This window comes from Streptomyces colwelliae, assembly GCF_048158785.1.
Classification (GTDB): Bacteria; Actinomycetota; Actinomycetes; order Streptomycetales; family Streptomycetaceae; genus Streptomyces.
This window is the reverse complement of sequence record NZ_JBLTJC010000338.1, coordinates 1-11,406: the sequence shown is the minus strand read 5'-3', so window position 1 is coordinate 11,406 and position 11,406 is coordinate 1. Positions and strand designations below refer to the sequence as shown.

General features: G+C 72.3%; 7 protein-coding genes and 2 pseudogenes. 6 read left to right on the top strand and 3 right to left on the bottom strand.

Annotated elements, in window-relative coordinates:
* Positions 1-213: 213 nt before the first annotated feature.
* The 3 genes from ACNFOC_RS42465 (at position 214) to ACNFOC_RS42455 (ending at position 5,989) form a co-directional block, all read left to right on the top strand.
* Positions 214-2,631, top strand: coding sequence for an ATP/GTP-binding protein (locus tag ACNFOC_RS42465; RefSeq protein ID WP_416964357.1), 2,418 nt, complete (start codon positions 214-216; stop codon positions 2,629-2,631).
* 116 nt (positions 2,632-2,747) lie between these two features.
* Entirely contained in the window at positions 2,748-4,328 is a 1,581-nt protein-coding gene (locus ACNFOC_RS42460; RefSeq protein WP_416964356.1) for a PucR family transcriptional regulator, read from the top strand.
* Between the two features lie 215 nt (positions 4,329-4,543).
* Entirely contained in the window at positions 4,544-5,989 is a 1,446-nt protein-coding gene (locus tag ACNFOC_RS42455; RefSeq protein ID WP_416964358.1) for an aldehyde dehydrogenase family protein, read from the top strand.
* 175 nt (positions 5,990-6,164) lie between these two features.
* Here ACNFOC_RS42455 and ACNFOC_RS42450 read toward each other — a convergent pair.
* Both ACNFOC_RS42450 and ACNFOC_RS42445 read right to left on the bottom strand, forming a co-directional pair.
* Positions 6,165-6,530 (bottom strand): annotated as a pseudogene (locus tag ACNFOC_RS42450) (carbohydrate-binding protein); the annotation flags it as partial.
* Positions 6,531-7,553: 1,023 nt separating this feature from the next.
* A pseudogene (locus ACNFOC_RS42445) lies at positions 7,554-7,877 on the bottom strand (toll/interleukin-1 receptor domain-containing protein); the annotation flags it as partial.
* Between the two features lie 792 nt (positions 7,878-8,669).
* On the opposite strand from ACNFOC_RS42445, the gene ACNFOC_RS42440 reads away from it, so the two are divergent.
* From ACNFOC_RS42440 to ACNFOC_RS42430, 3 genes are all read left to right on the top strand, one after another.
* Positions 8,670-9,164 carry a hypothetical protein gene (locus tag ACNFOC_RS42440; protein ID WP_416964355.1) on the top strand — a complete coding sequence of 165 codons (495 nt, stop codon included), beginning with the start codon at positions 8,670-8,672 and terminating at the stop codon, positions 9,162-9,164.
* 180 nt (positions 9,165-9,344) lie between these two features.
* On the top strand, positions 9,345-9,779 hold the full coding sequence (locus tag ACNFOC_RS42435) for a RidA family protein (protein WP_416964354.1): 435 nt from the start codon (positions 9,345-9,347) through the stop codon (positions 9,777-9,779).
* Positions 9,776-10,270, top strand: a complete 495-nt coding sequence (locus tag ACNFOC_RS42430; protein WP_416964353.1) for a GNAT family N-acetyltransferase — start codon at positions 9,776-9,778, stop codon at positions 10,268-10,270. The genes ACNFOC_RS42435 and ACNFOC_RS42430 overlap by 4 nt, the downstream gene beginning before the upstream one ends.
* Before the next feature lie 43 nt (positions 10,271-10,313).
* Here the strand turns inward: ACNFOC_RS42430 and ACNFOC_RS42425 are convergent, their stop codons facing one another.
* The gene (locus tag ACNFOC_RS42425; protein ID WP_416964352.1) at positions 10,314-11,261 is read right to left on the bottom strand and encodes a glycoside hydrolase family 6 protein; all 948 of its coding nucleotides are present in this window, start codon (positions 11,259-11,261) and stop codon (positions 10,314-10,316) included.
* Positions 11,262-11,406 lie beyond the last annotated feature (145 nt).

Below are 11,406 nucleotides of genomic sequence, written 5' to 3'. Positions count from 1 at the left end.
ATAAGAGCCAGGCCCAGATGGACAAAGACGCACGTATCGAGGCCAAACAGCGCCACCTGGATGCGGTGGAGACCCACCGCGCCGCGCCGTGGACAGTGCCGGTATCGCGAGGATCCGTGCGGGCCCGGCCGCGTAAACGGTGAACTCCCCTTCCAGGCACGTTAGATTGACTCGCTGACGGTGGACGGAACGGCTGGTCAGGGGGCAAGGGCGATGGACAGCGACGGGACGCAGGACGCGCGACACACACAGGCCAATCCTGTGCCGCGTCCGGCGCGGCCGCCGGAGGTACCGGCCGTGCCGCCGCGGCCTGCGCGGACACCGGGTACGACACCCGCGCCCGAACAGCCGCCACGGTCCGCCCCGGCCGTCGCCGACTGGCTGAACGAGCCCCGGCCGGCCGCCGCCCCCGGCATCTGGCGCTATGGATACCGCCCGCCCAAGGCCGACCGGGCGTCGGCGCGACTCTCCCCGGTCGCGATCCTCGGTCTGCTGGTCCCCCTGGTGGTGGCGGTGATCGTGTGGTCCTTCTGGCGCCACGGTGCGGTGCCGTACCAGTGGGCCCTGCTCAAGCTGTTCACCCCGAGCGACTGGTGGTGGGCGGGGACGGTGTCCCCCAAGGGGAACCAGGGCGCGGACGCCATCAGCGTCTACGACGGTGTCTTCTTCGCCCTGCTCGTCTACGCCGTCGTCAGGCTGGGCGGCTGGCTCGAGATGGCCCGGCACGTGATCGGCGCTCGCCCCCAGCCCGCTCGCGCTCTGCTGGCGCTCGTCGGCGGTCTCATCGCGCTCAGCTTCGTGTTCCCCTCCGCCTTTCCCGGTGTCGGCTGGGCGCCCCTGCCGGTCCAGGACCCGCTGTTCTCCCTTGTCGTCCTGATCGCCGGCGGCCCCGATCTCTTCCAGTCGGTGCTCTTCACCGACACGCTGTACGCACTCATCACCGCGCTGGTCCTGTGGCCCTTCGCCCGGCTCGGCGGCTGGTGGGCGCTCGCGAAGGAACGGCTCGCCGCGCGCGGCCGTACGGGAGAGGGCGAGGCTCGGCCGGAGCCCGCCGCTCTGCTGCCCGCCCAGTGGCCCGAGCTGCGCGAGGCGGGCCAGTACGAGGCGGCGGAGCTTCTCACCGCCGAAGTGCTCACGGGCCGGATGAACGACGTGGACTGCGCCCGGGTCGGCCACGCGTGGGAAACCGCCCGCAGGGAAGCGCAGGTGGCCGTCTTCAGCGACACGGTGCTGCGCAAGGGGGCGGCGGCCTGGGTCCACCCGTCCGGAGCCCGGGACCTGCCCGGCCGTGCCGCACGGCACGACCTGCTGGACGGACAGGTGCGCATCGGACAGTGGACGGCCGGGGAGCGTACGCCGTCGGCCTATCGCGGCGCGGGCGCCGCCCTAGGCCCCGACGCGCTCGGCACCTCGCTCCTCGTCGTGGGGCCGTCCGGCTCCGGCAAGACCAAGCATGTGGTCGCCCCGGTCGTCGAGTCCCTCGCGCTGCGGGCGCTGACCGGACAGTCTGCCGTCGTCGCGGTCTGCGCGGCCGGCACCCCGCTCGGCCCGGACTCGGCGTACGACGTCGTGGTGCGGATCGGGGACCCCGCTTCCGTCTACGACCTGGATCCCTACGCCGACACCACCGACCCCGACGCGGCCGCCGCGTTCCTCGCCGAGGGACTGGTCGGAGACCTCGACACCGTCGGCGCCCAGCGGGCCGCGACCGCGCTCGCCCAGCTGCTCGGGCCGTACCGGGCGGTGTACGGCGCCTTCCCGCCCCTGCCCGTCCTGCGGGACCTCCTGGAGGGCGAACCGTCGGCGCTCGACGCCCTGCGCCAGGCACTGTCGGCGCCGGAGCACGCCGGCCTGCGCCGCGATCTCGACGCCCGGGCCCGGCAGACCGGCGGTGCCGCCGACCCGGGTCCGGTGCTCGCCGACCGGCTCGCGCTGCTGGACCGGCCCGTGTTCGCCGACTTCTTCGGCACCGGCGACGCGGCCGTCCGGCCGTTCTCGCTGCGCGCCGTCGCCCATCACCCGCTGCGGGTCCGCATCGACGTGCCGGCCCACGGGCACGAGGAGGCCTCCCGGCTGATCACCCGGCTGGTCCTGGCCCAGTTCGACCATGTCGTGCACGACACCGGGCGCAGGCACTTCGCCTGTCTCGTCCTCGACGACGCCACCGGGACGGTGACCACCGAGTCGGTACGGCGCATGCAGCGTCTGCGCTCGCAGAACGCGGGCGTGCTCCTCGCCCTGCGTACGCTCGGCGACGTCCCCGAGGCGCTGCACGGACCGCTGCACGGAGCGGTCGGCTGCCGGATGGCCTTCTCGGGAGTCACGACCTGGGACGGCAGCCGCTTCGCCCACGCCTGGGGCACGGAGTGGGTGGAGACCCGGGACGTGGCCCAGCACACCGTCTTCGCGGACCAGCCGATGACCCGGGCCATCCACGCCCTGCGCAAGCTGGTGACGGGCCGGGCGGTCACGACGGAGGCCGTGACCGTACGACAGGTCGAGCGGGAGCGGTGGTCCGCGTCCCAACTCGCGCACGAGGTGCCGCCGGGGCACGCGGTGCTGTCGCTCACGACGGTCGAGGGGAAGCACACCCCGCCGTCACTGGTGGATCTGCGAGCCCCCGGCCTCTGAACCGGACATACAGGTACGCCCCGCCCATACGGTGAGGCAGAATCGACACAGCCCGTTCATACGCGGCGGCCAAAAGATCGCCATGATCGTCTGTTCTTCCTCCACCTGAAGGCACCATGCCCCCCACGCTCGCCTCCCTCGTCCACCACTCCGCGCTCAAGCTCACCGTGCGCGCCGGCGAGGACCGGCTGGACGTGCCCGTCCGGTGGGCGCATGTCAGTGAGCTGGCGGATCCGGTGCCGTACATGGAGGGCGGGGAGCTGCTGCTGACCACCGCGTTGAAGCTGGACGCGGAGGACGCGAAGGCCATGCGGCGGTATGTGAAGCGGCTGGTGGGGGCGGGAGTCGTCGGGCTGGGGTTCGCCGTCGGGGTCAACTACGACGAGATTCCGAAGGCGCTGGTCGACACCGCAGGGGAAGAAGGGCTGCCGCTGCTCGAAGTACCCCGGCGCACCCCGTTCATCGCGATCAGCAAGGCCGTCTCCGCCGCGATCGCCGCCGACCAGTACCGCTCCGTCACCGCCGGCTTCGCCGCGCAGCGCGAGCTCACCAAGCAGGCCCTCACCGACGGCCCCGAGGGACTCCTCGCCGCGCTCGCCGCGCAGGTCGACGGCTGGGCCGCGCTCTACGACGCGTCGGGCGCCGTCGTCGCCACCGCACCGGAGTGGGCGGGCCGCCGCGCCGCCCGGCTCACGGCCGATGTGGAGCGGCTCCGGGACCGGCCTGCCCCGGCCTCGTCCGTCGTGGGCGGCCCGGACAACGAGGACCGCGTCGAACTGCACACCCTCGGCACCGGCCGCCGCCCGCGCGCCGCACTCGCCGTAGGGACGGAATCGGCGCTCGGGACGGCGGAGCGGTACGCCGTGCACTCCGCGATCGCGCTTCTGACCCTCACCACGGAACGCTCGCGTTCCCTACAGGCCGCCCAGGAGCGGATCGGCGCGGCCGTGCTGCGGATGCTGCTCGCCGGGCAGCCGGACCACGCTCGGGCGGTCGCCGGGGACCTGTACGGCGGGCTCCTCGACGCGCCGTTCCGGATCATCGTGGGGGAGTCGGCGGACGGTGAACTCCTGGACGGGCTCGCCGAGGTCGTGGAATCGGCGGCCGCGCGGTCGGGGGAGGCCGTGCTCGTCGTAGCGGAAGGGCCGGAACGGCTGGTCGTGCTGGCCGTGGACGGCGGCGCTGCCGTCGAGGCGTGCGGGGAGTACGCGGCGACGACCGAGGCCGAACGGGCCTCCTCGACCGCGGGGGAGCGCACCGGTGACGAGGACGAACTCGTCGTCGGGCTCTCCGCGCCGGCCGGGCCCATCGCCGCGGCGGCCGCATACAAGCAGGCCGAGCAGGCGTTGTCCGTGGCCCGGAGGCGCGGGCGGGTGCTCGTCGAGCACGAGCAACTGGCCGCCGGTTCCGTGTTGCCGCTGCTCGCGGACGACGCGGTACGCGCGTTCGCGGACGGGTTGCTGCGGCCGCTGTCCGAGCACGATGCCACCGGGCGCGGGGATCTCGTCGCCTCGCTGCGGGCGTGGCTGTCCCGGCACGGGCAGTGGGACGCGGCGGCCGCGGATCTCGGGGTGCACCGGCACACCTTGCGGTACCGGATGCGGCGCGTCGAGGAGATCCTCGGGCGGTCGCTGGACGATCCGGACGTACGGATGGAGTTGTGGCTCGCGCTGAAGGCGACGGCCGCGGCGGAGTAGGCGGCACGGCATCTGCCGAACTGGAGTGTCCCGGCCTGGTACTGCTACGGCCCGGACAAACGCGCCCCCGCTTCCCCGCACCTACCGTTGACCGAGAAGCATCGAGCAGCACCGAGTAACACGAAGCACCGAGAAGCACCGAGAAGCACCGAGTCACACCTAGAACAAGCACCCCCAACGCGGAAGGGCCGGCACACGCAATGCCCAACGAAACTGTGGCAGTCACCCACGCCTTCTGGCTCGCCGGCCGCCAGGCCACCGGCGAGGACACCTTCGACGTCACCTCACCCTGGGACGGACGTCTCGTCGGCAAGGTCAGCGTGCCGACCGACGCCCAGGTCGAGGAGGCGGTGGCCGCCGCGTACGCCGTACGGGACGAGTTCGCCGCGACCCCCGCCCACGTCCGCGCCGCCGCCCTCGACCACGTCAGCCGGCGACTCGTCGAGCGGACCGAGGAGATCGCGCAGCTCATCTCCGCCGAGAACGGCAAGCCGATCAAGTGGGCGCGTGGTGAGGTCGGCCGCGCCGTGTCCGTGTTCCGGTTCGCGGCGGAGGAGGCCCGGCGCTTCAACGGCGGCGAGGCCCAGCGCCTCGACACCGACGCCGGCGGCCAGGGCCGGCTCGCCCTCACCCGGCGCTTCCCGAAGGGCGTCGTCCTCGGCATCGCGCCCTTCAACTTCCCGCTGAACCTCTGCGCCCACAAGATCGCCCCCGCGATCGCGGCCGGCGTGCCGATCATCCTCAAGCCGGCCCCGGCCACCCCGCTCTCCGGCCTGATCATCGGCGACCTGCTCGCCGAGTCGGAGCTGCCCGTCGGCGCGTGGAGCGTCCTGCCGGTCGCCAACGACCACATGCCCGCCCTCGTCCAGGACGAGCGGCTGCCGGTGATCTCCTTCACCGGTTCGGAGAAGGTCGGCTACGCGATCATGGACTCGGTGCCGCGCAAGCACTGCACCTTGGAACTGGGCGGCAACGGCGCGGCCGTGGTCCTCGGGGACTACTCCTCCGACGCCGACCTCGACTGGGCCGCGACCCGCATCGCCACCTTCTCCAACTACCAGGGCGGCCAGTCCTGCATCTCCGTGCAGCGGGTCATCGCCGACGCCTCCGTCTACGACCGGCTGCTCCCGCGCATAGTCGCCGCCGTCGAGGCCCAGGTCACCGGTGACCCGAGCGACGCCAAGACGGACGTCGGGCCGCTGGTCAGCGAGGCCGCCGCGCAGCGCGTCGAGTCGTGGGTCCAGGAGGCCGTCGAGGCGGGCGCCACCCTCCTCACCGGCGGCAAGCGCGACGGCGCCTCGTACGCGCCGACCGTCCTCACCGACGTACCGGCCAGCGCGACGATCTCCTGCGAGGAGGTCTTCGGACCGGTGCTGACCGTGACGAAGGTGGACGGCGAGGCCGCCGCCTTCGCCGCCGCCAACGACTCCAAGTACGGCCTCCAGGCAGGGGTGTTCACGCACGACGTGCAGGTCGCCTTCCGCGCCCACCGCGCGCTTGAGGTCGGCGGTGTCGTCATCGGCGACGTCCCGTCCTACCGCGCCGACCAGATGCCGTACGGCGGTGCCAAGCAGTCCGGTGTCGGCCGCGAGGGCGTCAAGTTCGCGATGGACGACTACACCTACGAGCGGGTGCTGGTGCTCACGGGCCTCGCGCTCTGAGCGTTCTCCGGACGAGGACGGTCGCTCTGACCGTCGTCTCACCCGCCGGCCCTAGCTAATGGGATCCATTTTCATATAGCCTCCCCGAAAGGGGCCCGGCACCGATGCCTTCCGGTGCCGGGCCCCTTCTTTGGTGCCGGTCCTCCCGGACCGGCGTGTCGACCTCTCCGGACCCTCAGCCGAAGAAGCCGACATGCGCGAGCCGCAGTGGGCCGCGCAGCTTCAGGTGCACATCGTGCACGCCCTCGGCGACGATCCCGGCGGCGAGCGTGGTGTAGTCGTACGGGCCCGATGTGGGTGCGGGCAGGGCGAGTTGGGCGAGCGCCGGGCCGCCGTCCAGGGACAGTTCCACGACCCCCTCGCCCGCCACCTCGACGGTCACCTCCGTGACACCGGTGCCGAAGTCGCCGTGCCGGTAGACCAGTTCGGCCGTACCGCCCTGCGCCGGGGTCACCGCGTCGCCCGCCGTCTTTGTGCGGTCGACAATCTCGCTGCCCGACTGCTCGTCGAAGTCGGCCGCGTCCAGGCCGTGTTGGAGGAGGGCCGGGTCGTGGTGGTGCCAGGCGTGCAGGGTGACCGGGTGGAGCCGCCAGCCGCCGTCGGCCACCGGCGCCAGCAGACCGCGTACACGCAGTTCGGCGACACCGTTCCCGGCCCGCCGGGCGGCGACAGCCCTGGGCACCCGGTCGACGGCGGCGAGCACACGCTCCGCGTCCTCCACCGTCAGCGGCAACGGGTGCAGTACGGCGGCGCAGCGCAGGACGTCGGCGGCCTCCGCCGTGTCCACGTCCCGTACGAGAGCGCCGGTCACGTCCGTCCCGGCGAGCGTGTCGAGAAGCGATCCCCCGCGCGCGTGCAGCCGGTCGTACAGCTCGCGCGGCCGGTGCCCGGCCCGGATCGCGCGCCCCAGGAGTCCGAGGGCGAGCGGATGTCCCTCCACCGCCTCGGCCAGCGCCTCGTCACCGCCGACGAGCACGCGCGCGTGGAGGGCGTCGAGCGGTTCCAGGTCTACGGGGGTGCCGATTCCGGCGTAGGCGCGGCTGCGCAGGGTGAAGACGGTGCGGCCGCGCGGGTGGGGCGCCGCCATCGCGGCGATGTCGCGGGCGGTGAGCCGGTCGGCGGGGACGGAGTCGACGATCCACAGGAACGGCCCGTCGGCACCGAAGGACGTGGCGGCGGAGTCGGAAAGGGCCCGCACGGAGTCGTCGTACGCCTGCCCGCTCACCCAGAAGACACCGCCCGGGTAGGCCGCCTCGAAGCGGAGGGCGTACTCCTGGGCGAGCGCCGACTTGCCGATGCCGGCCATGCCGCGGATCTGTACGGCACGCGGGGCGTCGCGGCCGGTGACCAGGGGCGCGGAGTGGGCGTGCAGGGCGGAGTGCACCTGCCAGAGTTCGGAGAGGCGGCCCAGGAAGTCGAGGCGCGGCTCCGGGGAGCCCAACAGCCAGCGTCGTACGGCACGTTCCTGGATGGCCATCGAGCCGTCGAGGCGGGCGACGTGCTCGCGTACGTCGGCCACCAGGGCGGCGGGGTCGTCGGCCGAGGCGTGCCGGGCGTCGCGGAGTTCGACGGGGTGGATGTGGTCGGAGGTCGCCTCGGGGTTGACCACCATGACGCGGCCGCGCGGATCGCCCTCCCCCAGGCCCGCCAGATAGGCCGTCGTCAACTCCCATTGGCAGGCCTCGCGTTCGGGGTAGCCGGTGGAGTAGTAGGCGAGCAGCGCCTTGGAGCGGGCCAGTTCGCGTCGGATGGTGTCGCTGATGCCGGCGAAGGAGGCGACCTCGGTCTCGTCGGTGAACACCTCAAGGCCGCCGTCGCGCAGCACCTGCGCGAGCGGTCGGACCCGCTCCACATCACCGCGGCTGTAGCTGAGGAAGACATCCCACACGACGGCTTACCCTACTGCGGGTACCGGGGAGGGCGATCATGAGACACAGGCAGCGCAGGCGGCGGGTCCGGGCGGTCCGTCACAGATCACGGCCAGACTGACGATCCTGTTCGTCGGCGAGATCTCCGGCACCTGGGAACCGGCCGACGCGGAGCGCAGCGCGGCCTGGGAGCTGTACCTACAGCTTGTCACCCGCGTGTCGGTCGAGGAACTCGCCGCCGACGAGGGCTTCCTGCGCGAGGCACTGTCCTCCTTCTACACGTTCTTCGGCACCACCCGCGACATCCTCCACCGCCACGGGCCCCAGATCGCCCCGCCCGTGCCCCTGGTCACGTCAGCTTCGCCGTTCTCGCGGTCACCGTCCTCAACCGCGTCCTGCGCCCCCTCCTCGCGACCTGGCATCCCCGCCTCGCCGCCTACGAGTCCCAGCGGCCCGAAGGACGCGATCCGGTGGCGTGGGAACGGGAGTGGGAACACGCGGCCGCCCTGCGTGGTGCGATCGCGGAGGTGCGGGGTGTGCTGAGGTCATTGGCGCGGACCTTGCAGGAGGTGGCCGAGGTCGGCGACCTCATCGACCTGCCCGCACCGCGCACTCCCGAGGATGCGGCGGCAAGGGCGAATCGGAGCACCCCCCCCCCGGCGGTTCAAACAGACCCTGATCAAACAGGTCCTGCCGCTCCGGACGCTTCCGGAGTCTGAGGTCACCCTCGCCGCGTGAGGCCGTCGGGCCGATTGTCAGTGGTACGCGCTTCACTGGAGTGGTCACTGAGAGTCACCACGGGGGAGCGGCCGATGGCAGCGCACGAGACGGACGAGAGCCCACAGGAACAGGGTCAGGATCAGAGGCAAGGGCAGAGGCAGGGGCAGGGGCAGGGGCAGGGGCAGGGGTGGGACGCGGCGGGCGGCGGTGACTCGCACGCCGCTCGCACGCATCTCTCCGTGGCCGGGTTGCGCGCGCGGGGATGGACGGCCGGGATGGTGCGTCAACTGCTCGGTGAACCCGACCTGTTGCGGGTCAGTCCGCATTCTCAGGCGGCTCCGCGGATCCGCCTGTACCGCGTCGAACGGGTCGAGACCGCTGAGCGGAGCGAGGAGTTCCGGGCCGTTTCGGCGGCTGCCGCGCGAAGGTCGGCCGCGGCGCGGGACGCCGCTCGGCGCAGGCGGCGGGAGGTGCTGGCGCGCATCGCGGCCGAGCCGGCGGCCGAGTACACCGAGGCGTACCCGGTCCTCGCCCAGGAAGGCGAACGCCAGCTGTTTGAACGGGAGGGCGGTCCACCTCCGGAATGACGTGCCTGAGCGATGTTCCCCTGCGCCCTCGGCCCCCGGGTTCTCTGGCGGAAAGCGGAAATTCGGATGCGGGCGCCGTCGTCCTTGTGATCGGCTGACGCCCGCATCGCGTCCACCGCCCACCGCCAATCACCAACTGCCGACTGCCGACTGCCGACCGACCGTCCCCTGGGAGACCCCGTGCTCGAACGCGTCACCGTCCCCGCCCTCTTCCCACCACCCACCTACTCCCACGCCACCGTCGTCGAAGCAGGCACGAAGCTCGCCTTTCTCGCCGGGGCGGTCCCGCTCGACGTCGACGGCAAGGTGGTGGGCGCGGACGACGCGGTGCGTCAGGCCGAGCAGGTGCTGGTGAATCTCGGTGAGCAACTGCGGGCGGTCGGCAGCGACTTGGGGCAGGTCGTCGCGACGGACGTGTATGTCGTGAGTAGCGAGCCCTCGGTGTTGTCCGCCGTGTGGGAGGTGGTCGAGGCGTCCGGGCTCAGCGTGGGACCGCATTCGTCCACGCTCGTCGGTGTGGCCTGCCTCGGGTACACCGGGCAACTCGTAGAGATCACGGCGACAGCCGTCGTACCGGAAGGGGGAGAGGGGGACGGAGAGGTGGCGCAGTCGTGAACTCCGACTCCGAAGCCGAAGCCGACTCCGAAGCCGACGTCACGATCCGCCGGGCGGCCGGCCCCGACGCGCGCCCCGCAGCGGACGTGTGGCTGCGTTCGTTCGCCGCCGCGCTGCCGACCGTCGTCAGTCCACGGTCCGCCGACGACGTGCGGGACTACTTCCGGGACGTCGTCGTGCCGTTGCGGGATATCTGGGTGGCCGACGCGGGGGACGGCGGCGGGATCGTGGGGCTGATGGTGGTCAACGGCGATGTGCTGTCCCAGCTGTACCTCGAACCGGACTGGCGCGGGCGGGGGCTCGGGGACCGCTTCGTCGCGCTCGCGAAGGAACGGAGTCCAGGGGGCCTGGAGTTGTGGACCTTCCAGGTCAACAAGCCCGCCCACCGGTTCTACGAGCGGCACGGCTTCGTCGCCGTCGAGTTCACGGACGGCAGCACCAACGAGGAGCGGGAGCCGGACGTGCGGTATGTGTGGGAGCCCAAGCCGTAAGCCAAGAGCCGTAAGCCGAGAGCCGCCAGCCACAAGTCGCGAGTCAGGGGCGGGCGTTGCGAGCCAGTTCGAGGGCGTTCGACGGCCACCACCAGCCTGCCGCCGGGCCGCCCCGGCAGGTGCCGTCGGACTCTCCGGGGCGTTTGATCCACAGGTAGGCGTCGAGGAGAGGGTCGTCCGTGCGGGTCGTCGGCGGGGTGCCCAGGGCGCGGCCGGGTGGATTGCACCACGCGTCGGTGCCGGTGTAGGGGCCGTTGCCGTTGCGGCTGCTGTCGATGACGTAGTGCTTGCCGGTGAGGTCCTTGGAGAGTTCGTCGCCGTACGTCGAACTCGCCTTGTTCGTCTGGTAGTTGGAGACGTTCAGGGCGACGCCGTCGGCTCGGGCGACCCCGGACGCCTTGAGCGCGGCGACCAGTCGCCAGGCCTCGGGGATCCAGCTGGAGTTGCCGGCGTCGAGGTAGACGTGGGTGTGCGGTTGGCGTTTGAGGCGGTCCACGGCGTGGGCGAGCAGTGCGTAGCGTTCGCTCGCCGTGACCCGGGTGCAGCCGGCGACCACCTGGGCGACCGCGTCCGGTTCGACGATCACGTAGGCGCCCCGGTCGCCGAGGGCGGTCGCGAACTCGTCGATCCAGGCGCGGTAGGCCGTCGCGGTGGGGGCGCCGCCGAGGGAGTACTGGCCGCAGTCACGGTTCGGGATGTAGTACGCGACGAGTACGGCGGTGCGGCCGGCTCGGGCGGCGGCGGTGGTGCGGGCGCGGACGACTGGGCCGGGGTCGGGTCCGTTGAGCCACTCGGCCTCGGGTCTTGCGGCGATGCGGTCCATCAGCGTGGCGTCTGCTGTCCGGCCGGCCTCGCGCCAGGCGGCTGCCTGTTGGGCGGCTCGGGAGTCGGGGGCGGTCCAGAAGGGTTCCGGTACGTCACGGGTGGCGCCGGCGCAGCAGAGTCCTGCGAGGAGGGCGACGAGGAGGGCTCTCGGTACCGGAGTGGGCAAGGTGGCTCCGTTCTTGCCGCGCGGGGTGACTGGGCGGCGGCTTGTCCTTCCCGGAGTGTGTGGGGCGCTCAGGGTCGGTCCGGTGCGTGACTTGGCAGGGCGGGGGAAGATCACCCCGACGGCTGTCTCTTATAAAAATCTGACG